Raw genomic sequence first — 26266 nt, 5'->3', positions numbered from 1 at the left:
GTACGGGCTACTATCTGGTGCAGTACGTTCATAAGAATTAACGTATGTCCCATTAGCTCGATAGTATCCATTTACATGTACAGCATAGACATTTGAAGTTTGCAATATAAGACTAAAGAATAAAACCATTGCGACAATGAATATTTTTTTCATAGTTTTTTGAATTGATATATTATCTTATAATACTATCATGTTCCCCATTAAAAGTCAAGATGCCCAGAAGAGCCCTTTATCAAGGCTCTTTTTTAAATTCTGGGGTGGGAGACTGGACGATATTCGACCCTGTTTATTTTAAAGGCAGTCTCCCTCCACTATTTAAACATTCTTGAATGGAATTATAAGGAATAAAATTTTTCGTTCTATCATAATAGGTTGACCCTCTCTCGTGACAAATGTTGCTTGTGCTCTTCTTAACCTGTGGTTCTCCATTATATTGAGGAAGGGCAGGAAGATTGGGGGTAGGGTTATAATTATTATTTGAAGCACTACATCCTATTAAGGATACTAAAATAATTAATAGCGAGGCGACTAATAAACATTTTTTCATAATTTTGATGGTTAACTGTTATTTATATAAATATTATCTTAAGGGTAATCTCCCTCCGCTATTTAGACATTCTTCAATAGAGTTATAAGGCGTAAAATGCGTTGTTCTTAAATAATATGTCGATCCCTTCTCATGACATATCCCAGTGGTGCTTTTTTTAACTTGCGGTTGGTCTACATCATTAATCTTGCTTAGATCTTTATCGGCAGCTTGAGCCGTATCTCCATTACAAGTATTAATATCCCAAAGCCCCTTATTCTGTTCTCTGGCCTGCTTTTCTGTCTCTTTAAATTCTGCTTGATATTTATAGGGATTGCTTTGATATGTATATTCATGAGCATATCCTTCGGCAATCATATACCTATTAAACATAGTTCCGTCTTCTAAATAAACATATCTTAACAGTCTGTCATATTTATCTCTTTCTCCCTGTGTTTTGTCGGATTCAAGAGATACCATTTTCCCATTTAAAATCTCTTTTGCTTTATCTGATGCCTCTTTTCCAAAGCACTGAACGACTTTCCTCGGATCAACTGTCTCGGGGGTATCAATCCCAATAAGCCTTAGTCTTTCTGTCTTCCCGTCTAAATCAACATCAATTGTGTCTCCATCGACAACTTTAATTACTTTAAATAGTTTGTTGGTTAACTGAATTTCTGGGACCGAATTGTTTGTCTGGACACTGGGATTGTTTGTTTCTTCTGTTTTCGTTGTTGTTTCTTGAGCTTCTCCGTTGCTAATGTTTGTTAATTGACTATTATGATTATTCTCGGAAATGGTGCAACCAGATAAAAAAAGTAAAATCACTAAAAATCCAAACGATAGAATTAATGTTTTTCTCATATATTTATATTATATCATAAGAAGAGCCCCCGTCAAGGCTCTTCTTTGTTACTGAAGTCCCTTTACAATCAATTCCAGCTTTCGTGTAAATAATCTAAAAGCATTTTTTGAAGTATTTCTCGTGGTATTAATTCTACATTATTGGTTTTAGCCAACTCTACCGCCTCTTTTGTAAAATAACCACTAGTGACCACCGCTGCTCTGTTGCAATCATAATGATTTCTTGCGGCGACGACTTGCTGCACTGCACTATTGCCTACGGTTGAATTGATATAACACTTAGCCTGAATAAGTATCCTTTCCTGACCTTTTGTGGCAATTAAATCTCCGCCCTGATCTCCGGTTCTCCCGTTTAATTGCACAGAGTAACCCATAACTCGGTAGAGTCTGTCCAAAAGTCGTTCAAAGTCAGAACTGCTTAATTTTGTAAAGCTGTTGATGGTAGATGCGTTGATGCTTTTTGTGGTCACATCATGCTCTCTTTTATTAATATAGTGAGACAAAAGAATGCTCATATCAGTAAGTGTAAATTTGATATTTTGTTTGGCCAGATCCTCCTGAAGATCATGAATACGATACCAATCTATGTTATAGTTTCTTCGTCTCCAGGCGTTTTTGCTTCTTTCGCCAAGACCGAATCGGACTATAAAATTATTAATAGATTCTTCAAGTCCAGCTTGACTGATAGTGTTAACAGTCCAATCTCTTTTTGCTAAACGTCTTTTCTCTTTCATTCTACGCCAAACTAAAACACCGATAAACGATAAAGCAACAACACCAAAACCGTATAACAACCACCGCCAGAAATTAGCTTTATTGGTAAACCACAAAAGAACTAAATAAAGAAGATAAAAAACTATGATCCCCGTAACAAGGTTTGCAAAATCATTACCATCATTATACCGATCTTTATAGCTTCGTTTCATATGATTTATAAAGTTATTTTACTATAAATTTATATTATCACTAAATTTGAATAAAACAATGATTTCAGGGGGATAGAACAATTTTGAGATACCAACTTTTAATTTATTATAATTCACGACCACCTCGTCAATATTGTTAGAACGTTGCTTCTATCTCAAATCTAAGGCCATTGGTGGGATGTTGTTCATACCACCAAAATATTATGCCCACCGGCCGCAGTGATTTCTAGGGCGCGTTTAATAAATTCTTGGCCCTTGATATAAGCCATGTCAACCTCAAATTCATCGCTCGCCTCTATTTTTACTCCTCTACTAATAATTGGCTCAATAGTTTTGGCTTTGGTTAAATGGCCGATTAATTCGCTTAAAGAATTTAAAGGATAAATAGTGAGTCCGGGAATAAGCTGCGCTTCTGCTAAATTATCTTTGGGCAAATATATTTCACTGATGGCTTTCTCTCGGGCAAAAATCATCATCGGTAAAATGCCGCGCGTGTGCCGTAATTCTCCGTTAAGCGCTAATTCTCCCAAGAAAAAAATCCCTTGCTTAAGGATTTCTTGCGGTAATTGTTCAGAAGCGATTAAAACTCCTAAGGCGATGGCCAAATCGTAAACTGGGCCTTCTTTTTTTATGTCAGCCGGAGCCAAGTTAACAACAATGCGACGCTGGCCAGGAAACTTTAGGCCGGAATTTTCTATGGCCGCGCGCACCCGCTCTTTCGCCTCTTCCACGGCCTTATCCGGTAAGCCAACGATATTAAAACACGGGAAAGCGCGGCTGACGTCAACTTCTATTTCAACTAAGCGCGCTTCAAGCCCGACATTTACCGCAGACAATAATTTCGCAATCATAAATTTGTATATTCGTCCTAGACCCGTTTATCTCGTAAATGGGACGGGCTAGGGTAAAAAATTGTATTTTCGTAACAATGTCTTTTTAGTAGGTTTGATTGATGATTTGCATATAATAAGCAATCGCTTCTTTGATAGTACGGTTGTTGTTGGCTACATCGTTAATCATGTCTTTTATCGCCTTTTCTGCAGCCGGCCAATTTTCTCCATGATACCACGACTCCGCGGTTAATACTGTATTAGCAAAAGCGCCGAGATCAAAATCTGCTAACTGTCCTTTGATAAGCGACCGTTGGGCGGTTAAGCGTTTGGCGCGGTCTAAATAACTTTTTACATTTTTTGCGTCAGTGGCAAACATCACAAACGCCCAAGCTTCATTCATATATTTAGTTTTTTTGGAAACCGTTTCAATATAATAATTGGCGTAATTCGCTTCTTTTAACGAACCACCAATTTGCGGCATTTTACTAACGTCAAAATTAAGCGTCGGCGCCATGCTTCTAATTTTTAATAAATCAGAGGCGTAGCCGAAATAAAACGCTGCCTTGCCCTGCAAAAAGGCATCAAGAGACGACGGCATATCTTTGTTCCAAGCATAAACTTCTTTACCGGGGTTAGAAAAGTCTGTATAAAACCTGATCGCCTCTTCGCCCGGAAAATAAGTCGGATCATCGTTAGAAGGTAAATTAAAACTAACCTTATTATCTCGAGTCATCATCGTTCCGTTCTGTAACATCAAGGCCGATAAAATCCCAACCGCATGATCAACATTATTGGCCGTGCCCAAAGCGGCGCCTGACTGCACGATCTTCCCTTTTGAATCAAGAATAGTCAGAAGCTTCATGTCCGAAACTAAATCTTCCCAGGTCTTGGGCGCTTCAACTAATCTCGCCTGGTTTAATAAATCGCGATTATAATATAAGGCTAAAGTATCAAGTGCCATGGGCAAACCCCAAATTTTATCATCTTTGTAAGTGTCCTCAACTACAGTCCCGACAAAATTATTTTTTAAATCTCTTAAGGTCGGCGCTTGTTTAGTCTCTACAACTATCTTATAGTCTTTCTTAATAGTGCCGGTTAAAACCTGCTTACCGATAGTAATTTTAGGCGGCATGGGTAAAATTTTTGTTTCGTATTTGCCGAGTAAGGTGTTGGGAATGGAAAAAATATCCGGTCCCCTATCCTCTGCCCAAGCCTCAAGCAATGCTTGCTCATATTCTTCAGGGCGGAATTGCTGATAATTAATTTTAACGTGAGAATATTGCGCATTAAAGGCACTGATTAATTCGGTAGTCGTATCAGCTGAATCAGCCACGCGCCACCAATTTAAAACAATTGGCTTAATGCGTTCTGCAGCTTTTTGCGAAAAAATCGTACAACGCAAACCGGTTAAAGTGATGAAAGACAAAAACAAGACCAAAATGATAATTTTAGAAAAATTGCGTTTCATCATAAATTAGAAAATAAGCTCATTAAGCCCTTTAAGCTAATTAAGCTTGTTAGGCTAAAGTTAATTAAAATTTATAATTTCGTAGTGGCAATTAAATTAAAGTAACGGAAGCAACTTTATCTTTTTCATCTTTAAAGCGCATTAATTTAACTCCTTGCGTGGCTCGGCTGGCAGTTTTGATAGTTTTTAACGGCAAACGAATAATTTGCCCTGTCTTGGAAACTACCAATAAATCGCCGGTGGCATGTTCAGGTAAACCCTTTTCGTCGATCACTAAAGCGGCCACCAACCCGCCAGTACGGTCGGTTATTTTCGCAGTCTTAATGCCGCCACCACCACGCTGTTGTAAACGATAATCTTTAACTTCGCTCATTTTGCCAAAACCGTTTTCCATTACAACTAATAATTTTACTTGGCCGGTTTTTATCTTCGACGCTTCTAAGACATCCATGCCTACCACAAAGTCACCCTTCGACAGTCTTAGGCCGCGCACACCAGCCGCTGACCTGCCCATGGACCGCAGATTCTTTTCCGAAAATCTAATAGCTTGGCCGTGAGCTGTAACCAAAATTATTTCATCTTGACCAGAGGTTAATTTAACCCATTTTAGAGCATCGTTATCTTTTAATTTAATGGCGATTAATCCGGAACGGCGAACATTTTCAAATTCTGATATTTCAGTCTTTTTGATTATACCATTGGCTGTAACCATGGTTAAAAACTTAGCGCCACTCTCTTTACCAAGCGGCAAAATAGCTGAAACATTTTCTTGGTCGCTCAGCTCTAAAAAATTGACCAGTGCGCGACCCTTGGCCGCTCTAGCTGATTCAGGCACATCATAGGCTTTAATTTGAAATACTCGACCAGTCGTGGTAAAAAATAATAAATCAGTATGGGTCGTGGCAGAGATCAAGTGCTCGACCGCATCCTCTTCTTTGGCTTCTACGCCTACCACGCCTTTACCGCCTCGAATTTGAGTTTTAAACGATGAAGGCGCCAATCTTTTAATATAGCCGTCTTGGGTGGTTAAAATTAAAGTCGGATCATTGGGAATTAAGTCTTCCTGCTTGAAATCATCGATTGATTGAGTAACGATTTGCGTTCGCCTGGGTTCACCGTAAGTATCAATCAAAGATTGCAAATCTGCTTTAATCATTTGTAAAATTTTCTTTGGTTGCTCTAAGATGCTCATTAATTCTTTTTCTATTTTTAATTTTTCTTTTAATTCGTTTTCTATTTTCATCCGCTCCAAATTGGCCAATTGATGCAAACGCATGTCCAAAATCGCGTTAGCTTGTATCTCGGATAAATTATATTTTTTTCTCAGACTAGCATTGGCGTCGTCGCGATCTTTAGCTTTTTTAATTAAACGAATTATTTCTTCAATGTGGTCAACGGCAATTTTTAGCCCTTTTAAAATGTGAATTCTTTCTCTGGTGCGGGCCAAATCATATTCAGTGCGTCTTTTGATAACAACTTGGCGATGCTTAACAAACTCTTCTAAAATTGATTTTAAATCCAATAGCCGCGGCTGAATACCATCAAGCAGGGCCACCATATTAACATGAAAAGTGGTTTGCAAATCGGTCAATTTAAATAACTGATTTAAAACTTTTTGCGGATAAGTATGTCTTTTTAATTCGATAACTATGCGGATGCCTTCTCTGTCCGATTCATCTCTAAGGTCGCGGATATCTTCTATTTTTTTATCTTTAACTAAATCGGCAATGCGCTCGATTAAAGTTGACTTGTTCACCTGGAAAGGAATTTCTGTCACGACGATTTGGAAATTACCAGCCGAAGCTTCCACGATTTCAGCTTTGGCTCGCATCACTATTGGGCCCTTGCCCAAAGTATAAGCTTCTTTAATTTGATTGGGATTAAAAATAAGGGCGCCAGTTGGAAAATCCGGTCCCTTTAAAATTTCGGTTAGATCATCTACGTCTGAATCAGGATGATCAATTAAATGGACAATCGCTTGTGATAAATCTTTTAAATTATGTGGCGGAATATTAGTGGCCATACCCACGGCAATGCCCAGGGCGCCGTTTAATAAAAGATTGGGTAGCTTTGAAGGTAAAACTAAGGGCTCGCTCAAGGTACCATCATAATTAGGCACGAATTGCACCACTTCTTTTTCAATATCAATCAGCATTTCTTCAGCAATAGCCGCTAGCTTGGCTTCAGTATAACGATAAGCCGCGGCCGCGTCGCCATCAATACTGCCGAAATTGCCTTGACCATCTACCAATGGATAGCGTAAGGAAAAATCTTGGGCCATACGCACCAAGGCATCATAAACCGCCACGTCGCCGTGGGGATGATATTTACCCAAAACCTCACCAATAACCGTCGCGGATTTTCTGTATTTGACGTTTGATTTAAGTCCCATTTTCCACATCGTATATAAAATTCGGCGATGAACTGGCTTCAGGCCGTCGCGAACGTCAGGCAAAGCGCGCGAAACAATAACCGACATAGCATAATCCAGATAAGAACTCTTAACTTCTTCGTCAATTGGACGCGAAATGACCCGACCGACTGTCGGTTCTTCGTTAATTTTAATTATTGGTTTTTTCTTGGGTGTCATTGGTTTGATTTGTTTCTATTGATTGATTAATCGGCGTTAGCGTCTGGTCTGTTGTACTTTCGTTAGCCGCCGAAGAATTAATAAACCTGCCGACAGGACTGGTTTGGATTTTAAAACCTTGATAAATTTGCGAAGCGTCTTGCCAGCCCTTGCGCATAATTTTACTCAAGCTGTCAGCCTTAAAATTAGTATTAAAACTATTAAACCAGAAAAACATTACCACTAGACAAAGGATGATTATTAAAACAATTAAAAATCCCTTGGACATAATTTACGAATTTTTTAAAACCATAACCTGCATACCGTTTTCTGGCAATTCTTTTTTGACAATACGGACCTTGTCGTCAATATCATATTTCTTCACGCCAATTTCTTTCAAAAATTTGTCGAGCGATTCGAGTTCATTTTTTAGTCCGGAGATTTGATAACAGGAAGGAATAACTATTTTCGGCTCTATTTCACGGATAATTTCTGCCGCTTCTTTTGAACCCAGTGTATTTTTTTTATCGCCAACCGGAATAATTAAGACATCGATATTGTCGACTTTGTCGAGTTCAGTGTCGTTTAAGGTTTTGTTTATTTCCCCCAAATAACCGATTTTGACTCCATCAACTTCTATTTGATAAATTATTTTATTGCTGCCTGTTTTTACTCCTAAAACAAAAACGCCCTTAACTTCATATTCGCCGGGCGAATCAATTAAAAAACCTTCTTTAATATCTTTTTGCGCTTGTTTTGATAATTCTTCGCTGTCCAAAATGGTAATGTCGGCCTTAAAATTAGGACCACGAAGGCCAGCCTGCCGAGAGCTATACGGATCCAGCAAAACCGTTACTTCTTTATCTTGGATTTTGAAAGACGACTGTCCGTACCAATATATATACATACCAAATTTGTCGAAATTTACGAGTTATATTTTGTAACGAAGTAAATTTCGTTACAAATTTTAGTCCTCCGAATCCACTATCCGCCAGCCAGCGGAGCGGAAAGAAGTAACCTTGGCTATGGTTAAAATTTATGAGTTATTATCTATATATTATACTAAAATAAAAACAAAAAACAATACATTTTACCTGCCAACCACGATTATTACTTTCGAACCAGATAATATTGCCCTTGCTTGCTCATTTTTATCCACATTTATGCCGAAATCAGGACTAGGATACGGCCAATCATGAATGGCATTCAATAATGTTTGATAACTGTAATGATAGCTTTCGCCATTACGCGTGCCCGGATCATTGGTAATAAATCCTGCGCTATCATATCCTTTAATAACCAAAACATGATAAATAGGCCCTGGGCTACGATAATAAGGATTGTTTAATTCTCTTCCGGCTATCGGCACCAAAATTAAATTACCCTCTTTTAATTTATTTTTTATGTCATCAACGGTGGGATTTGGGGAAATAGTCAAATTGTTTAAATTAAAAAATCTCTGGCCAAGCTCGACAATTTTTTCTGCGTTTAACTCATACTGCTGACCCCAATTTTGATCTTCCCAATTTATCGAATCTAGAATTTCTTTATCGGCAATTGCAGCGTTTAATAAATGCCCATCGCTCCAATGCCTAGCCATTACTAGAGACGCTTCTTCGCAAGCGTCATTATGAACAGCATCCCAGACCTTAAAGGGAGCTTGCGAAGTAAAAGGCACTTCTATTATATAACTAGTAATCACGTCTTTGGATTTACTGGGCATTACATTGGCCGAGGGCGAAGTGACAACGTTATTAGTTGGTAAGTTTACGAACTCGTTATTTTCTTGTTTGGTTGGCTCGCCTACCGGCAAGCTAGACGGAAGAGTCTTAAAAATACTCGGCGTGTTATCGTTTAGCTCTTTTTTTGGAAAAATAAAAAAATTTTCTGCAGCAGAAATTAAACAAATGGCAAAGATAATGATTCCCACGGGAATCAATATTTTATTTTTATTTTTCATAAATTAACTTAAAAGATTTTGCGCTCTTTCTTTTCTTCTGAATAAAATTCTAATATATCATCAATCTCTATGCTAACGTGTCCATCAACTCTTAGGCCGCACTCTGCTCCGGTCTTGGCTTCTTGGGCTTCTTCTTTATTGATCTGTAATTGGGCTAAAATGCCCTCACCCACTAATTTATCCTGGCGCCAAACCCTAACCTTAGATCCCTTAACCGCCTTGCCTTCATTGACTCGGACACCAACTACATTTTGATTGCCGCTTTTTCTAAATAAAGCTAAAACTTTAGCCTTGCCTAACGCGTGCTCGACAATTTCTGGCTTAAACAACGCATTCATGCGGCGTTGCGCTTCTTCGATTAATTCATAAATTATTTTATAAGTGTCGTAAGGATAACAAGTCTCTTCGGCTAAACTTTTAGCCGCGGAATTAATGTCGACATTAAAACCGATCAGCCAAGCCGAAGACGAACGAGCCATAGTAAAATCAGTGTCAGTAATATTTCCTAACCCTTTTTTTATTATTTTTATTTTAACTTCCGGATTTTTATTTAATTTATCCAAAGCAGTCACAATGGCCTCTAAAGAACCAAGCACGTCGGCTTTTAAGACAACATTTAAATCAACAGCCTCTTTATTTTTTTCTTTAATAGTCGTTAAGCTTTGGTTGCCCCTGAAAGACGAGTCCAGACTTTTACTGCGACGCTTAAATTCTTTTTGGTCGCTGACAACTTCTAAAATATCACCCACTCTGGGCAGTTCCTTTAAACCCAAAACCTGAACTGGCATGCCTGGCACAGCTTGGTCAACTAATTGTTGACGAAAATTTCTTAAACAACGAATGCGCCCTGAAGTTTGACCGATAATAATCATGTCACGGGTATGTAAAGTGCCGGCATAAATTAAGACTGTAGACACAGGGCCTTGACCGCGATCAAGATGACTCTCAATGACTACCCCCAAAGCGTCGCGGTCGGCATTAACCATTAATTTTTCTTTTTCCATATCAGCTAATAACAAAACCATTTTCAATAAATTATCAATACCTTCGCCGGTTTTAGCTGAAATCGGTACACAAATAGTTTTACCGCCCCAATCTTCTGAGGCTAAATTTATTTCTGACAAACCTTTTTTAATGCGATCAAGGTCGGCTTCGGATTTATCAATTTTATTAATAGCTACCACAAATGGTAAATTTGATTCTTGAATGACTTTTAACGATTCGATGGTTTGCGGTTGAACTTTGTCATCAGCTGCTACAACCAATATGGCGATGTCGGCTGTTTGGCCGCCATGAGAACGCATCTCATTAAAAGCCTCATGGCCAGGCGTATCAATGAAAGTGATTAAGCGTTTACCGAATTCTTTATCATTAATCTCGGCTTGATAGGCGCCGATATGTTGAGTAATAGCGCCGGTTTCTTTGGCCACTACATTGGTCTGACGAATATAATCTAATAAACTAGTTTTACCATGATCAATATGTCCCATCACCACTACAACCGGCGGTCGAATAGTTAAATTATTTTTATCTTCTTCGGCTAATAGATTTTTTAGCTTTTCTTTTAAACGAATTTTTTGTGTTTCTTGCTCTTCACTTTTTTCCGCGCGCCAGCCCAAACTTTCGGCAATAATCGCCGCGATTTCATAATCTAAATTATCATTAATCGTTGCCACGACTCCTTGTTTTAAAAGTTCGCTGATAATTTTTACCACCGGCAATCCTAGCTTTTCTGCTAAACGATTAACAGTGACAACATTCTGTAAACTAACCGAACGTTCCGGTTTTTTTTCTTCTTCCTGTGCCTCGCCGCGCTGTTTTAAAAGTTCGCCCTTTTGAGCTATTTCTTCTTGAGCTTTTAACTCGTACCATTTGGCAATAACCTTTTCCGCTTGGCCATCCGGAATTTGAATGGCTCGCAGCCCAATGTGAAAACCGAGCTCCGGTAATTTTTCCTTGAGCTCCTTGGTGGTAATTTTCAGTTTTCTAGCCAATTCGCTTAAATTCATATACTATATTATAATGCATTGCAATTAAAAAGTCAAATAAATAAGCCCTATTTTATTAGATGGCGTACTTGCCTTTTTTAAAAAAAGGGCTATACTAAAACCATTAATTTTAAAATGTTAACGAATCACCTATGGCTTTGCCAAATCAAAAACGAGCTAAAAGTCGCAAAAGAGTAAAACAATATCGCTTGCGCATAAAAAAAATGAGATTGAATAAATGCCCGAAGTGCGGAAAGGCAGTTCAATCGCACCACGCCTGTTCATTCTGCGGTTATTATGCCAATCGCCAGGTCATTACCTTGCGCGATAAAAAACATAAAGCTCACCAACACGAACACGAGCACAATGATAAGCATAAAAAAGAAGAAAAAGAAAAACACGAACACAAACATAAATAATTTCCCCGCCCGAGAGCGTGAGCCCGAGGCTCATCAGTCTTGGGCTGAGGTCGGCCCACCTATCCAGTAGGCAGGCCTTGGGCTGATATTTTCTCCCGACGTAAAGTCGGGATCCCGACCTTCTCTTAATTTTTGACTGCAGCGTCGGGATAACTTCTATTCCTATGGGCAATCGGCATCTTTGTCGCACCATTGCTCTGCAAACGCTTTATGAGCTGGACTTCCTTGGATTTGAGAAAATAAAAGAGCAGGAAAAAAAAGAAATTATCGAACAAAATATCCAGGGGGCCGGTTTAAATGCCAACGAAAAAAATGATTTCGCTTATTTATTGGTGGATGAAATTATAAAAAATTTATCGACTATTGATGGCTACTTAAAAAAATACGCCTCGCAATGGCCGCTTGATCAAATTACTTTAATCGACCGCAATGTCTTACGCATCGGTTTATATGAAATGTTATTCTTGAAAGAAACTCCGCCTAAAGTGGCGATTAACGAAGCCATTGAAGTAGCTAAAGTTTTCGGTGGAAATTCGAGTGGCAAATTCGTTAATGGCGTCTTAGGCGCTCTCTACGAAGATATGTTAAAGGATGGCCTAATTAAAAAAGAAGCTTAGTTTTATGACAAATTTGAATACACTGGAAAATCAGCTGAAATTAAAGTTTAAAAACATTAAATTTTTAAAACAGGCCCTGACCCACCGCTCTTATGTTAACGAACACTCTCGAGAAAAGATAGAACACAATGAACGATTGGAATTTTTAGGCGACGCGGTTTTAGAATTAATCGTCACTGAATATCTTTACCATAAATTCGATAACCCCGAAGGCGAATTAACCTCCTGGCGCGCCAGTTTGGTTAATACAGATAGTTTATCGGCTCTAGCTAAAGAGCTCGGTTTAAATGAATTTTTATTTTTAAGCCGCGGCGAAGCCAAGTCAACCGGCAAAGCGCGTAACGTAATTTTGGCGGATGCTTTTGAAGCCTTAATCGGCGCAATTTATTTGGACCAAGGAGCGAAAAGGGCCAAAGAATTCATCAGTAAAAATCTTTTGATCAAATTGCCGAAAATCATTAAAAATAAATTATACAAAGATCCGAAAAGCGAATTTCAGGAGATCTCTCAAGCTAAACAAAAAATCACTCCTTCTTACAAAGTTCTGAAAGAAACCGGCTTAGCCCATGAAAAAAAATTCACAGTTGGCTTATTCCTCGGCGATAAATTGATTTCCAAGGGCCAGGGTACCAGTAAGTTCGAAGCCGAAGTTGATGCTGCTAAAAACGGCTTGAGCAAAATTTAATTAAAAATCAAGTTAAAACAAAAATGAGCTTTACGCTCGTTTTTTATTTTAAAAGCAAGTCCCGCCGACCAAAGTCGACGGGACCAGCGCGTATGCGCATTTTGCCTCCTTGTTCTAGCGAACTGGGAAGGTATAGGGATAAACGTGCTCCTCCCGCCACCTGACCTCGTTTCGCTCCATAACGCTCATACCTCGAGGTCTTGATCGACGAGGTTTGTATCTCTTCGCTTTCTTTGTCTTGGGCACTTTGTCTCCTACGACTTGTCCTCGACCAGGAACAGGTCAGTCAGGTGCGGCGAATTTGCAGACGCTGGGTGGGCCTCTTCGGTCATATAGTCAAAGTCTACCTCTATCAGACCTGACCGCCTCAAGGCCGGATCGCCGTCAATGACGCTATCGACGACCGAAAACTGAACATATTCGCCGACGAAAGCATCGTCACCTAGTATAATCTCATACATACCGCCGTAGAGATCATCGAAACGGGCTTCCCCGCTGAAGCGAAGACCCCGATATATCGGAACCCAGAACAAAGGAGCGTGTGCTCGAATGTCTCTCCTGGTAGCGAGTCGATACGTCCTGTTGCCGAGATCATCTTTCCCGGCATGATGAGCCAGAAAAGCTCTAAGCTTCGCTGCTCGGTGGATTGTAACTATCTTCATTTTGTCTCCTTGCCACTCTATAGTGACGTTTTTATTGTATCTTTTATGCTCGTTTTGTCAATATTGTCCAATTTTTGATTGTCAAAAATTTTATTTATGTTAAAATGTTCTATTCGTGAGTTTAATTAATATTTCCCCTTCATGTATCTCGAGCGTTTAGAAATTAACGGCTTTAAATCTTTCGCCAACAAAACAGTTTTGGAGTTCCCTAGACCCAAGGACGGCTCTTATGGCATTAACGCAATTTTGGGTCCCAATGGTTCGGGAAAAAGCAATGTTCTTGAAGCTATCCGTTGGGGCTTGGGCGAACAAAGCATGAAAAGCTTGCGCACCAAACGCGCCGAAGATATTATTTTTTCCGGTTCAGATAAAAAGGGCCGACTCAATTCCGCTGAAGTATCCTTGCATTTTAATAACGAACAAGACGAGGCGGCCATTGAATATCGCCAGTTTACCATTCTCCGCCGTGTCAATCGCCAGAGCGAAGGAGAATATCTTTTAAATAATGCTCGAGTCCGCTTACAAGATATTTTAATGCTTTTAGCCCAAGCCAACTTTGGACAAAAAAGTTATAGTATCGTCAGCCAGGGCATGATCGACTCTATTTTACACAGCTCTCCGGCCGAAAGAAAAAACTTTTTTGATGAAGCGACCGGCATTCGCCAATATCAAATTAAAAAAGATGAAGCACTGCGAAAAATAGAAAAAGCCGAGAATAATCTCCAGCAAGCCGAAGTAGCGCTTCAAGAGCTTGAACCGCGCATGAGATCTTTGACTCGTCAAATAAAAAAACTCGAACGCCGGCAACAATTCGAAGAAGAGCTTTTGGCTCTACAAAAAAAATATTATAGCGGCCTTTGGCAAAATCTCGAAGCACAATCAAAAAATATTTCTCAACAATCGGTCGATAACGCTAACCAACAAAAAAAACTCGAGACCGAACTCGAAGTCCTGCAAAAACAACTTGAATCAATCGCCAAAGAAAATATAGATGATAATTATCGCCGCTTGCAGCAAGATCAACAAAAATTAGTTGAATTAAAAAATAAATATTTAGAACAAATTACCGTCTGGCGAGGAAAATTAATTATTGAACAGCAAAGGGCCAAGCAACCAGAATCAGGCCAAGAAGAAGAACTGGATACCAATAAAATCATCACCGACCTGGAAAGTATTAAACAATTAAACAACCAATTAAATACCGCCTTGGCAACACTAAATTCCCTTGATAATTTGTCAGAACTAAAAGACCAAGTTAACCGCTTAGAGCAAAAAATCAATAACTTACTGGCTTATTTATCGGGTGAACCGGAGCAGACACCAGAGCAAAACAAATCCAGTATAATAGAAAAAATCGAGCAGGAAATTCAAGGCCTAGACCAAGAAATTAAAAAATTAAACGAACAAATCGACGGCATTAACCAGCAACTCAAAAACTTCGCCCAGAGCGAACAGGAAAAACGCCGGGCCTTCTTTGAGCTGCAGCAAAAAGCCCAACATAAACAAAATGAATTAAATGCCATTAACCATGAACTTAATGTTTTCGAAGTCGATCAAGCTAAAATCGATACGCGCAAAGAAGATCTAATAGCAGAAATTAAACGGGAGATGAACGTCGAAAATCCTGAACAAATTTTATCCAGCCAAACCGAAAACACCGGTGATGATGAAAATTGTTACGGCCAAGTTCAGGAATTAAAAAGGCAGCTTGAACTTATTGGCGGCATTGATCCTGAAATCACCAAAGAATATCCGGAAGCCAAAGAGCGTTATGAATTTTTGACCAACCAAATCCAAGATTTGCGCGGCGCACTACAATCCCTCAATAAAGTCATTAAACAATTGAACGAAAAAATGGACGAACAGTTTAATAAAACTTTTCATCAAATTAATGATAAGTTTGATTATTATTTTGGCGTGTTCTTTAATGGCGGCAAGGCCAAGATAGTTTTGCAAAAATCGGTAATAGAAGAAGTTGAAAGTGACCCAGCCGAAAAAAAAGAAGACGAACCAACAGAAGAAGCAAAAGAAAAAGAAACCGAGTCTAAGGAAAAAGAAGAAGTGACTAATATCGAAATCATGGCTAATCCGCCAGGGAAAAAGTTAAAAAATATCGAAGCTTTGTCCGGCGGCGAAAAAGCGCTAACCTCGCTCGCCTTAATTTGCGCCATCATTGCCATCAATAAACCACCGTTCGTTATCTTAGACGAAGTTGACGCTGCGCTCGACGAACAAAACTCTTCTCGCTTTTCTAATATTTTACGTGAATTGGCTCACAAAACTCAATTTATCGTCATTACTCATAATCGCCAAACCATGGAATCAGCCGATACTTTGTATGGCGTGACCATGATGAAAGACGGAATTTCCAAGCTCTTGTCTATGAAGCTCTAAATATAAGATCTGTTTTTAAAAAATAAGGCCTAACAGCCTTGTTTTTTTAAAAACCGAGGGCGCTGGCCGAAACCAGCGCCCGATTCTACGACTCCCTCAGTCGTCGTTGCTGGGATTATCGAGCTCACGGACAAAGTGCCGCAGGGCGTCTGTAGGAGCTGCTTCGTTTTCTCCTGGCGAAACCCTGAGCAGCTCGTCTTCAGCCATTATGCGACGAGCCAGCTCTTCTGCGACTTGAGCACGGCGTCGAGTGGCGTTGATGGCCTCGGCAAAAGCTATTCTTAACCGCCACCAGATCTGTCGTGGATGAATCTTCGCCTCTTTGAGTAGCTCGTCGAAAGCGCAATGCTGAATTACGACCCTAAATGCGATGTCCTTGCCCCGATTCTTATAACCGTAACCTGTTACGTAAAAAACGGTTATTAGAGCCCAGGCACCATTCCTCATTAAGGCCCAGTAGCGAAGAGTCCCTATTATATCGGGATCTAGATCCGAGGGCAACGGAAGATCTTCATTGACCCGGCGCTTTGGCAACTCATGGCCGATATGCTCGAATACGCCCTGCGCTTCCCCGGTCTCCGAAACGGTCGTGCTGCCTAATTCCCCAAATACATAGACGATCCTGCTCCTTAGCAAACCGCCATTGATTGGACTTGGATGGCCTTCGACATAGAGACCTTTCTGATCCCCGATACTTGGCAGAGTTCGCCATTTCGCAACCACCCGAGAAAAGAGACGACGGCGAGCCTCTACCAACGCAGCCCATTCTGCGCTGGAAAGCGGCGTAGTGCGAGCAAGGCACTCAACGACATTGGCACCATCAGACATGTATCCTCCTTTGCTTCAAAGGCGCACCTCTGAAAGCAGTTTGGACCTTGTCATGATTTTACCCTCATGACTTAGGTATACCGGGCTCACCCAGTAATATTGATATTTTAGCAAAATTTTATGGCTTTGTCAAGAATTGTTTTTTTAAAAAACCAAGGGCGCTGGTGCAAACCAGCGCCCGTGAATATGATACCACCTCCCTAATCGACTCCACTCATATCGCTGACAGACCTCAGGCCGGCAGTAAGAGGCAGGCGCCCTTGCCGACGCCAAGCGGCTAAGCGCCGCTTAGTAACCCACAGCCCGGCCGGTCTGGACGGATACCGCTCTGTGCTCTGAAACCCGTTAAGCCAGAAGGCTCTGCCTGTCTTTAGGTGCACCAGGGCATAGCCCTTGTGCAAGTGCCAGCCGCGGAATGCTCGTCCAACGGAAAGCCCGCCGTGCAACAACCCCTCTGGAAAGAAGATCACCGGTCCGGCGCCCCTGCGCGTTTTCCGACAAAGCATCTCTACCCGAGGAGAGTTATATGTAGGCGGCTCTCTTAGATAGCAAACCTCCAGAATCCTGAATCCTTTCAGATCCTGATTGAAATGGTCAGACAAGTAACGTCGCTTCGCCACGATAGCTCCTTGTTAGGTCCTTGTAAAGAAGTTTAAATCTTAGCAAAATTTTATTTTTTGTCAAGAAAACAAAAAAGAGCCCCCAAGGGCTCTTTTTGCCTTTTAAAAAAATTTATCTCAAAATTTTAAATGGCCCAACCGTCAAATCTATAATAGTCGAAGCGCGACCAGACATTTTTCCGCCAACTAGCATTAAATCTACCTTGTTTTTAAAAATTTTATTTAATTTATTTACGCTTAAAGTATTCGGCTGACCTGATAAATTGGCGCTAGTGGTAGTAATCGGCAAATTTTTTGCCAAAGCCTGACAAATTTTTAATTTTGGCCAGCGAACACCAATTGTTTTGCGCTTAGCGGTTAATAGATCAGAAATTGATTTATTCTTGGTTAGAATGACTGTAAACGGCCCGGGCAATAATGTTTTAATTATTTTAGCTTGTCGCGCGTTTACTGAGGCTATTTTTTTTATTTGCAAAAAATCCGAAATCATCACTGAAATCGGATTTGTCTTCTTTCTGCCTTTAATGTCTATGATTTTTTTAACGGCTTGCTGATTAAAAATGTCAGCGCCTAAGCCGTAAATCGTGTCGGTCGGATAGATGATAATCCCGCCCTTCTTGATAATTTGCCTGGCTAACTTGATATTTTTCGGCGAGACTGGCAAAACCAACATATTATTTTTTAAACAAAAATTTATAAGCGCTATAAGCGGCCACTGCCCCCTGACTGGCTGCCGTTAAAATCTGCTTCAAATGGTTTTGGTTAGTTACGTCGCCAGCGGCGAAAACTCCTTCCAGATTGGTTTGGTTATTATTATCTACTTTTATATATTGATGATCATCTAGGTCGATGTTAAGCTGTTTAGTTAAATAAATACTGGGCGTAGAACCAATCTCTATAAAAACTCCGTTAACTGGCAGCGATGTGCTGTTTTCATAAGGACGGTCGAGAATTAACTCTTTGACTACTTTATCACCCTTTATTTCCAAGATATTGGTCGAAAAAATGCTAACAATTTTAGAATTTTCTGCCACTTTATGTTGCCACATTTCTTGACCGGCAAATTGATCGCGACGATGAATTAAATATACTTTTTGCGCATAGCTAGCCAAAAGCAAGGCTGCGGTCAAGGCTGAATCACCACCGCCCACTACAGCCACGGTGCGATTTTTATAAAGCGGCGCATCGCAAGTCGCGCAATAAGTCACCCCCCTGCCCCAAAACTCTTGCTCGCCTGGCACGCCGAGTTTTTTGCGTTCAGTTCCCAAGGCTAAAACCAAAGCTTTAGCCCAAAAAATTTTATTGTCCGGCAAAGTAACTTTAAATAAATCATTTTCTTTTTTAACTTCCAAAACTTGCGATTCAATCACTGGCGCGCCGTAATGTTTGGCGTGTTCCATAAACTTATTCATTAAATCTTGTCCGGTAATAGTCAGGGTCCCGGGATAATTTTCAATCATATGCGACCAAGCCGCCAGGCCACCGGTTTTCTGACCGATGACTAAATGGTTAATCTTATAACGTGAAGCGTAAATCGAGGCAGCTAACCCAGCCGCACCGGTGCCAATAATAATCAAATCATAATTATTTTCCGGCATAAAATTATATAAAATTATTTTAGTAGATTGTCGATTTTGGCTTTTAATTCTTCTTTTGAATGAAAGCCTAATACGCGCTCGATCTCTTTGCCGTCTCTAAAAAATATCAAAGTCGGAAGATTCATCACGTCATAATTTTGCGCAGTTTCCAGAGATTCTTCAACGTTTAATTTACCAATTTTTACTTTACCTTCATAATCTTTAGTCAATTCCTCAATAATAGGAATCAAAGCCTGGCATGGTCCGCACCAAGAAGCAAAAAAATCAACCAAGACCAAATCCTTATCTTTTAGAACTTCTTGTAAAAAATTTTTATCGTCAAACATCATAAAAATATTTTAATGATTAACTTTTAAAAATTACTTGGGATTATTTAAAACTTTTCTATCTTTCGATAAATGTAAGGGCGGACAAATAAAAGCAAGAACTAATGGCTCTTTCCTGGAATTCATTAAACAATGAGCGTAACCGGCCGGCACAAAAATAACATCATCTTTATAAATTTTTTTTGGTCTTTCCCAGCGAACTAAATTTTTAGTTAATCGGCCAAGATAAATCAATCCTCGCCCTTTCAAAATATGATATATTTCATCGCCCTTTTTATGATAATGAGCCTGAACAAAATTATCAACCTGGGCAACATAATAGCCAATTTCTTTGTTCTTAACCAAAGAAATGTGTTTAATTTTAGCTGCTTTATCAGTATTAGCTTTAGAAAAATTTAAATTTATATGTTTAATTTTCATTTTGACGTCTTTAAATAGTGTTGTCTCTTTTTTTCTGGGAACTTCTCAATGGCATATCTTAGCATAGTTCGCGGCATTTGTCTAAAATTTTGGTCTAAAAATTTAGTCAAAACTTGACCATCTTTTTTGCCCGCTTCTCTTAACATCCAACCGCTGGCTTTATGAATTAAATCATGCCGATCTTTTAATAATAACCTGGCTGCGCTTAAAATTTCGTTAAATTGTTTATTCTTTATAAAATAAGCTGTGCTTAAAAGTCCAATTCTTTTAGTCCAAAGATGATCTGATTTAATCCAGCGTTTTATTAGGGGTCCACCGCTCTGGTTATATAAATAATGGCCGGTAATGTTTGGCGCCGAGAGATCAACCAGGTCCCAATTATTAATGTATTTAAAGTTACGACAATAAAAATCAAAAATCTTTTTTCGCTTCGGCCAATCGGATTTTTTATATTGTCCGACTAAAATTAAAAGCGCTGTCAAGCGATATTCGTGAATTTTACTCTTTAGTAATTTTTGGCAATTAATAAGCGATAAATCAGAATATTTTTTGGCAATGGCGCGCTGCTTTGGCACGATAATGCCCAAGAAAACGTCACCCTCGCCATATTGCCCTTTACCGGTTTTAAAAAATCCAGCCAATAGCTTGGCCTTTTTCTTGTCTTGCGCTTTTAAAAAATCTTTTTTGATTTTGTTTAACATATATTAATTATAGCAAAAATTTAAAACCCCACAATTGACAAACTAGCCATAATTCCTATAATTATTATCAACAAAATTAAATTGACAAATCTGCTGAATAATTTATAATGATTTAATTATATGGGTGTGTAGCTCAGCTGGTTAGAGCACTTCACTGATAATGAAGAGGTCGGAGGTTCGAGTCCTCCCACACCCACCAGAGGGGCGCATAGCTCAGTTGGTTAGAGCGTTACATTGACATTGTAAAGGTCCGAGGTTCGAATCCTCGTGCGCCCACCATTTTTTAAATAAAAAACAAGCTTGTCAAAAGCTTGCTTTTTATTTCCACTACTTTTACGACCACAACATTCTTGTTTACCATAATTCCAATAAAATTGGAACTAGGGCAAATTGTTTCTACCCTGCCGAAGCAAGATAAAAACAATCGACTTTCCCTCACTTTCTAGTTTTCTTAAAGCACTTCTGTGTTGTCAGATAAATCATCATATATATTCATCTTTGACTAACCTGTTGATGTCAAAAAAACTAGAAAGTGAGGGAAATTTTCCTCTAAAAGAGGTGATCCATGAGCAGCTTCCGCTACCCATGCCTTGTTACGACTTAGCCCCTCTCACCGGTCTTACCTTATCTCCACTAATGTGGATTTTCGGGTACTACCGGCTCGCTTGGCTTGACGGGCGGTGAGTACAAGAGCTGAGAACGTATTCACCGTGGTGTAGCTGACCCACGGTTACTAGCGATTCCGGCTTCATGGAGTCGAGTTTCAGACTCCAATCCGAACTGGGGCCAGTTTTGATGGGATTTGCTCCGCCTTGCGGCTTAGCGCCCCTTTGTACTGGCCATTGTAACATGTGTGTAGCCCAAGGCGTAAGGGCCATGCTGATTTGACGTCATCCCCGCCTTCCTCCGTATCATCTACGGCAGTCTTTTTAGAGAGCCCCCTCACTCAATACTATCTTTTAATAATACCGAGTGAGGGGGCAACTAAAAATAGGGGTTGCGCTCGTTTAACCACTTAAGGTGACGTCTCACGACACGAGCTGACGACAACCATGCAGCACCTGTGCTAAGCTCCGATTTAACGGTCCCCCGACGTTTCTGTCGGGATACTCCTAGCATGTCAAGCCTTGGTAAGGTTCTTCGCTTGTTGTCGAATTGAACCACATGCTCCACCGCTTGTGCAGCTCCCCGTCTATTCCTTTGAGTTTTAGCCTTGCGGCCGTACTTCCCAGGCGGGATGCTTAACGAGTTATCTTTTGTAAACGACACTGAAAGGGTCGACACTTCCAATGTCTAGCATCCATCGTTTAGGGCGTGGACTACAAGGGTATCTAATCCTTTTTGCTCCCCACGCTTTCGTGCCTCAGCGTCAGAATCGTTCTAGTAAGCTGCCTTCGCCTTTGGTGTTCTTGCCGATATCAACGGATTTCACCCCTACACCGGCAATTCCGCTTACCTCTCCCGACCTCTAGTTTGACAGTTTTGAATGCAGCCCCAATGTTAAGCACTGAGATTTAACATCCAACTTATCGAACCGCCTACGCACCCTTTACGCCCAATGAATCCGGATAACGCTTGCGTCCCACGTATTACCGCGACTGCTGGCACGTGGTTAGTAGACGCTTATTCGCTTGGTACACTCAGCCGAAGCTTGTTCCCAAACAAAAGAACTTTACACCCCGAAGGGCTTCTTCATTCACGCGGCGTCGCTCCTTCAGCCTTTCGGCCATTGAGGAAGATCCTCTGCTGCTGCCTCCCGTAGGAGTTTGGGCTGTGTCTCAGTCCCAATGAGGCTGGTCGTGCTCTCACACCAGCTACCCGTCATAGGCTTGGTGGGCCATTACCTCACCAACTACCTGATAGGACACAGGCCGCTCCTGAAGCGTCTTGCGACTTTGCTCCGAAGAGATTATGGGGAATTATCTAGTCTTTCGACTAGCTATGCCCCACTCCAGGGTACGTACCAATGTGTTCCTCTCCCGTTTGCCACTGTCCTTGCGGACCGTTCGACTTGCATGCATTAAACACGCCGCCAGCGTTCATCCTGAACCAGGATCAAATTCTCTAAAAAAATTTGATTTGATTTTCCGACTCGCTTAAATAAATTTAAGCGCTCCGGAAAAATTAACATAAAAACGAATGAATGTTGTGGTCGTAAAATGAGTGGAATATTCTTTGGTGGAATATTCGATTACTCAAATTGTTAATGAACAACTGATTGTCTAAATTACTAAATTTTGTAAATTGGACAAAATAAACAGCGGAGGTCAACAACATCCGCTATTAAGTTTTTAGCTAGTCTTGTTGATTCCGATCTGTTACATATGTGACAATGTAATAGTTAAATTTTATGTTTATATTATAGGACAATTTCGATCTTCTGTCAAGCAAGCCCTGTGGAAAAGGTCTTAAAAACGCTTTTAACCAGAATAGACCGGATCATTGAGTTTTTTTAATTCTAGTCTTACCCCTTCTGCTTCTTTTATGACCTCACTTGTCCTTTCCTTAAGTTCACCGACAAAACTATCGTCATTAGAGGCCCTCATTGCCTCTTCTAATTTTAATCTTTCATCTTCTAGTTGTCTTAGTCTTGTATGAAGAGCTTCTATTTTATCGGTTATATTTTCTGCAGCATTTAAAACTTCAGGCATAAATATTTTTTAATGATTATTTATTTCGCCAGTCCTTAATATTTTTATGATGACCACTTAATAATATTTTTGGCACTTTTAATGTTTTTATTTTACCGTTTTTTTGGCGAAAGGTCAAAATTTCCGGCCGCGTATACTGGGCATATTCTGCCGCCGAAGAAGTAAATGTTTCTTCTTTCAACGACTCCTCTTTGATGACGCCCGGAATAAGACGAGTAACAGCATCAATCATAGTCATAACCGGCAATTCGCCGCCGGTTAGAACATAAGGCCCAACGGAAACTTTTTCGTCAATAAATTTTTCTATTCGCGCATCAACTCCTTCATAACGGCCGCAAATAAAAATTATCCGTTTTAATTTCGCATAACGATAAGCTGTTTTTTGGTCAAATTGTTTACCGGCCGCGCTGGTCAAAATTATCTTCTCCGACGGCTTATTCTTGGAAGTTTTTTTCAACGCCCTTAAAAGCACATCAGCGCGCAAAATCATGCCCGGTCCGCCTCCGTATGGCCGATCATCGACTGATTTGTGCCGGCCAAGGGCAAAATCGCGCAAATTATGAATTTTTATTTTAATCAAACCTTTGGCCTTGGCACGCTTAATAATTGAGGTGTTAAAATAGTTGTCAAAGATGTCAGGAAAAATGGTGATTACGTCGAACTGAATCATAAAATATGTTTTAAATTAGGCTGTCCCGCCTTCTCCGCCAGCCGGCGGATTCGGCGGGATGTTCAATTTTCTATATTCGCCTTTGGCGAAAGAAAATTGGCAAAATATAGTGATTATGTCGAATTGGGTTATAGTGAAATAAATTTTATTTAGATTATGTAATTATATCATATATTTGGCAACTCCGCTATTTTGCAAATAGCGATACATCATAGCGATATACTATAAGGTAATCCCTCTCCGCCTCTGCCGGTGACGGGATGCTCGATTTTGTAATCCGCTAAGGCGGAAACAAAATCGGCTAAATAAGAATCACCCCAAATTTTGGGGTGATTCTCACTTCTGAAGAACCGCGCTTTAGAGCTTGAATTCTTCGTCAGTCACAGCACTGGTCGGTTGAGCGGCTCGTGGAGCTCTTGGAGCTCGACCGCCTTCCGGTTCCTCGATCTTTAAGTTGATTCTGGCTTTATTTTTCAAGCCGACTAATCTGACCAAAGATCGAATGCAGCGGGCAGTCTCACCACCGCGGCCGATGATCTGACCCATGTCAGCCGGGTTAACCTTCAAAGAAAGAAGGACTCCCATTTCATCAACCGTTCGGGTGATTTTCACGTCGCTCGGATTATTGACCAGCACTTTGACAATATTCTCAAGAAATTCTTGATCGAGATGTTTCTCAGCCATAGTGCTCTATCATATTGCTCAATCTGCCCTAAGGCAGATGGCAAAACTACCTGTTAACATGCCTCCAGTCTGGCGACCTTTTTCTAAAATACTTGAATTGCTTAAAAGTTGAACTCAAGCATTCGAGACTGGTACTCTTAGGAAAATATTTTTTATAAAATAAAATTTATTTGGCTTCAGCGGCAGGTGCTTCTTCTTTTTTCGCTTCTTCTACTTTGGGCTGCTCTTTGGTCTGAGGTTTTTTGCTGGCCTTCATTTTTTTACCTTCAATGATTCCCTGATTAATTAAAAGATTATTAACCGAAGGCGTGGGCTGAGCGCCTTGAGAGATCCAATGAACAATTCTCTCTTTATTAAAATCTCCTTGTTTAGTTTTTGGATTCCAATGTCCCAACTCTTCCAAAAAATCTCCAAATGGATCTTTGGCCTTTTCTTGAACCAGCAACCGAAACAGAGGCTGATTTTTTTTGCCGCGTCTAGCTAATTTAATTGCTAACATAGTTTTTAAAATCTCTGCTTTTACTAATTAATATTAAAGATACCTACATGAAGATATCATTAATATTCAATATACTATCACCTTTGTTTTATTTGTCAAGCCAGGTTATCGAATATTCTCCTGGATGCTTGCCTCCGATTTTAATATCTATTTTTTGACCATTCTCCACGTCTATTTTCTTGGCCCAATCCTTCACGACTTGATCATTAACCTTAATTGACCCTTGCTCAATCAAACGCTTAGCCTCGGTTTTACTTGGGAAACGACCTAATTCTAAAGATAAATTTAATTCCCATAATATACCCAAAAGATTATCTGGTTTAACGCGTGCCTTTATGACAACGGGCGTCATTGGGTAATCTTTTTTAGTATAGATTTTATCGAATTCTTCTCGCGCAACCTTAGCCTCGGTTTCGCCGTAATAGATCTTAACTATTTCATAGGCCAACTCTGCCTTAAGATCGCGCGGATTAGCACCGCTTTTTAAAAGCCGTTCTATTTCTTTGACTCGCTCCACGGGTATGCGCGTGGCGATTTCAAAGCTTCTGACAATTAAATCATCACTCAAGGCCATTGTTTTGCCGTACATATCTTTAGCCGAATCAGACAAAGAAATCATATTGCCTTCTGTCTTGCCCATTTTTAATCCACTACTATCGGTTAAAAGTTTGGTAGTAAGCACAAATTTTTCTTTATTTTTCAATTGTTTCATCAAATCGCGGCCAGCCAGCATATTAAAAGTTTGATCATTGCCGCCCACTTCTCCGTCAACATCCATAGCCACGCAGTCATAAGCCTGCATCACCGGATATAAAAATTCGTGAACATGAATTGACCGCGACTGTTTCATTCTTTCTTGAAACATGTCTCTAACTAACATTTGCTGAACCGTAAAATGGGAAGTTAACTCCAAAACATCAGCAAAGTTTAATTTTGCCAGCCACTTGCTATTATATTTTACTTCAACCGGATTTTTGCCTTTAAAATTTAAAATAGTCGAAGCTTGTTTTTTATATTCTTGGCAATTATTTAAAACCTGTTGCCGCGTCAATTGTTTTCTCGTCGCGCTCTTGTCGGTCGGATCGCCAATCATACCGGTAAAATCTCCAATCAACATAATAACCTTATGTCCCAAATCCTGAAATTCGCGCAATTTTAACATAGTAATAGCGTGGCCAATGTGCAGGGTCGGCGCAGTCGGGTCATAACCAGTATATAAGGTCAATCGTTTGCCCAATGATAAAAGTTTAGCCAAAAATTCGCGATTAGGATAAACATTTTCAACGCCACGGCTAAGTAATTGCTCAATTTTAACTTGATCTGTATTTATCATATTATTTAAAATATAACGGATTTAA

The 26266-nt window shown here is 40.0% G+C and carries 25 protein-coding genes, 2 tRNA genes and 1 rRNA gene; 6 read left to right on the top strand and 22 right to left on the bottom strand.

All coding sequences use genetic code 11. From position 1 onward, the window contains the following. Positions 1-580: 580 nt before the first annotated feature. From PHV78_01655 to infB, 9 genes are all read right to left on the bottom strand, one after another. Positions 581-1390: a thermonuclease family protein gene (locus PHV78_01655; protein ID MDD5395938.1), complete on the bottom strand. Its 810-nt coding sequence runs from the start codon at positions 1388-1390 to the stop codon at positions 581-583. A gap of 68 nt (positions 1391-1458) precedes the next feature. Continuing rightward, entirely contained in the window at positions 1459-2316 is an 858-nt protein-coding gene (locus tag PHV78_01650) for a restriction endonuclease (GenBank protein ID MDD5395937.1), read from the bottom strand. Positions 2317-2501: 185 nt separating this feature from the next. Continuing rightward, on the bottom strand, positions 2502-3167 hold the full coding sequence (locus PHV78_01645) for a magnesium chelatase domain-containing protein (protein MDD5395936.1): 666 nt from the start codon (positions 3165-3167) through the stop codon (positions 2502-2504). 85 nt (positions 3168-3252) lie between these two features. After that, positions 3253-4620, bottom strand: coding sequence for an extracellular solute-binding protein (locus tag PHV78_01640; GenBank protein MDD5395935.1), 1368 nt, complete (start codon positions 4618-4620; stop codon positions 3253-3255). An 88-nt stretch (positions 4621-4708) separates the two neighbouring features. After that, positions 4709-7207: a DNA gyrase subunit A gene (gene gyrA / locus PHV78_01635; GenBank protein ID MDD5395934.1), complete on the bottom strand. Its 2499-nt coding sequence runs from the start codon at positions 7205-7207 to the stop codon at positions 4709-4711. Beyond that, on the bottom strand, positions 7179-7475 hold the full coding sequence (locus PHV78_01630; GenBank protein MDD5395933.1) for a hypothetical protein: 297 nt from the start codon (positions 7473-7475) through the stop codon (positions 7179-7181). Before PHV78_01630 ends, gyrA begins: the two co-directional genes overlap by 29 nt. Before the next feature lie 3 nt (positions 7476-7478). Next, positions 7479-8093 (bottom strand): MBL fold metallo-hydrolase, encoded by a 615-nt coding sequence (locus PHV78_01625; GenBank protein ID MDD5395932.1) that lies wholly within the window; start codon positions 8091-8093, stop codon positions 7479-7481. A gap of 183 nt (positions 8094-8276) precedes the next feature. Beyond that, a complete protein-coding gene (locus tag PHV78_01620) occupies positions 8277-9146 on the bottom strand; it encodes a C39 family peptidase (protein ID MDD5395931.1) in 870 nt (289 codons plus the stop codon). Positions 9147-9154: 8 nt separating this feature from the next. Further along, positions 9155-11155: a translation initiation factor IF-2 gene (infB, locus tag PHV78_01615; protein ID MDD5395930.1), complete on the bottom strand. Its 2001-nt coding sequence runs from the start codon at positions 11153-11155 to the stop codon at positions 9155-9157. Positions 11156-11286: 131 nt separating this feature from the next. Here infB and rpmF point away from each other — a divergent pair, with 131 nt between their 5' ends. The 3 genes from rpmF to rnc all read left to right on the top strand — a co-directional run bounded on the left by rpmF (position 11287) and on the right by rnc (position 12855). Continuing rightward, positions 11287-11553: a 50S ribosomal protein L32 gene (gene rpmF, locus PHV78_01610; GenBank protein MDD5395929.1), complete on the top strand. Its 267-nt coding sequence runs from the start codon at positions 11287-11289 to the stop codon at positions 11551-11553. Positions 11554-11717: 164 nt separating this feature from the next. After that, complete coding sequence (gene nusB, locus PHV78_01605) at positions 11718-12170, top strand: transcription antitermination factor NusB (GenBank protein MDD5395928.1); 453 nt, start codon at positions 11718-11720, stop codon at positions 12168-12170. 4 nt (positions 12171-12174) lie between these two features. Continuing rightward, complete coding sequence (gene rnc, locus PHV78_01600; protein ID MDD5395927.1) at positions 12175-12855, top strand: ribonuclease III; 681 nt, start codon at positions 12175-12177, stop codon at positions 12853-12855. Between the two features lie 254 nt (positions 12856-13109). On the opposite strand, the gene PHV78_01595 is transcribed toward rnc, so the two are convergent. Further along, positions 13110-13517 carry a hypothetical protein gene (locus PHV78_01595; GenBank protein MDD5395926.1) on the bottom strand — a complete coding sequence of 136 codons (408 nt, stop codon included), beginning with the start codon at positions 13515-13517 and terminating at the stop codon, positions 13110-13112. A gap of 141 nt (positions 13518-13658) precedes the next feature. Here PHV78_01595 and PHV78_01590 point away from each other — a divergent pair, with 141 nt between their 5' ends. After that, the gene (locus tag PHV78_01590; GenBank protein MDD5395925.1) at positions 13659-15911 is read left to right on the top strand and encodes an AAA family ATPase; all 2253 of its coding nucleotides are present in this window, start codon (positions 13659-13661) and stop codon (positions 15909-15911) included. A 96-nt stretch (positions 15912-16007) separates the two neighbouring features. On the opposite strand, the gene PHV78_01585 is transcribed toward PHV78_01590, so the two are convergent. The 6 genes from PHV78_01585 to PHV78_01560 all read right to left on the bottom strand — a co-directional run bounded on the left by PHV78_01585 (position 16008) and on the right by PHV78_01560 (position 20404). Then, positions 16008-16739 carry a hypothetical protein gene (locus tag PHV78_01585; GenBank protein ID MDD5395924.1) on the bottom strand — a complete coding sequence of 244 codons (732 nt, stop codon included), beginning with the start codon at positions 16737-16739 and terminating at the stop codon, positions 16008-16010. A gap of 732 nt (positions 16740-17471) precedes the next feature. Next, complete coding sequence (locus PHV78_01580) at positions 17472-18032, bottom strand: L-threonylcarbamoyladenylate synthase (GenBank protein MDD5395923.1); 561 nt, start codon at positions 18030-18032, stop codon at positions 17472-17474. Between the two features lies 1 nt (position 18033). Continuing rightward, complete coding sequence (locus PHV78_01575; GenBank protein MDD5395922.1) at positions 18034-18957, bottom strand: FAD-dependent oxidoreductase; 924 nt, start codon at positions 18955-18957, stop codon at positions 18034-18036. A 14-nt stretch (positions 18958-18971) separates the two neighbouring features. Next, entirely contained in the window at positions 18972-19286 is a 315-nt protein-coding gene (gene trxA / locus PHV78_01570; protein MDD5395921.1) for a thioredoxin, read from the bottom strand. Positions 19287-19316: 30 nt separating this feature from the next. Further along, positions 19317-19703, bottom strand: coding sequence for a cupin domain-containing protein (locus PHV78_01565; GenBank protein ID MDD5395920.1), 387 nt, complete (start codon positions 19701-19703; stop codon positions 19317-19319). Continuing rightward, on the bottom strand, positions 19700-20404 hold the full coding sequence (locus PHV78_01560; GenBank protein MDD5395919.1) for a DNA alkylation repair protein: 705 nt from the start codon (positions 20402-20404) through the stop codon (positions 19700-19702). Before PHV78_01560 ends, PHV78_01565 begins: the two co-directional genes overlap by 4 nt. Positions 20405-20526: 122 nt before the next feature. Here PHV78_01560 and PHV78_01555 point away from each other — a divergent pair. Then, positions 20527-20603: transfer RNA gene (locus PHV78_01555), tRNA-Ile, on the top strand. Between the two features lie 3 nt (positions 20604-20606). Further along, positions 20607-20683 (top strand) — tRNA-Val (locus PHV78_01550). A 272-nt stretch (positions 20684-20955) separates the two neighbouring features. Here the strand turns inward: PHV78_01550 and PHV78_01545 are convergent. The 6 genes from PHV78_01545 to tyrS form a co-directional block, all read right to left on the bottom strand. Next, positions 20956-22475: ribosomal RNA gene (locus tag PHV78_01545) — 16S ribosomal RNA — on the bottom strand. Between the two features lie 349 nt (positions 22476-22824). Then, positions 22825-23055 carry a hypothetical protein gene (locus PHV78_01540; protein MDD5395918.1) on the bottom strand — a complete coding sequence of 77 codons (231 nt, stop codon included), beginning with the start codon at positions 23053-23055 and terminating at the stop codon, positions 22825-22827. 16 nt (positions 23056-23071) lie between these two features. Beyond that, a complete protein-coding gene (gene trmD, locus PHV78_01535; GenBank protein ID MDD5395917.1) occupies positions 23072-23725 on the bottom strand; it encodes a tRNA (guanosine(37)-N1)-methyltransferase TrmD in 654 nt (217 codons plus the stop codon). 357 nt (positions 23726-24082) lie between these two features. After that, positions 24083-24409, bottom strand: a complete 327-nt coding sequence (locus tag PHV78_01530; protein MDD5395916.1) for a KH domain-containing protein — start codon at positions 24407-24409, stop codon at positions 24083-24085. 166 nt (positions 24410-24575) lie between these two features. Continuing rightward, on the bottom strand, positions 24576-24908 hold the full coding sequence (gene rpsP, locus PHV78_01525; protein MDD5395915.1) for a 30S ribosomal protein S16: 333 nt from the start codon (positions 24906-24908) through the stop codon (positions 24576-24578). A gap of 88 nt (positions 24909-24996) precedes the next feature. Next, positions 24997-26241, bottom strand: a complete 1245-nt coding sequence (gene tyrS, locus PHV78_01520; protein ID MDD5395914.1) for a tyrosine--tRNA ligase — start codon at positions 26239-26241, stop codon at positions 24997-24999. Between the last annotated feature and the right edge of the window lie 25 nt (positions 26242-26266).

This window comes from Patescibacteria group bacterium, assembly GCA_028715115.1.
Classification (GTDB): Bacteria; Patescibacteriota; Patescibacteriia; order UBA2591; family UBA4787; genus JAQUSN01.
The sequence above is the reverse complement of the archived record's forward strand: the minus strand, read 5'-3'. Positions and strand labels throughout refer to the sequence as shown.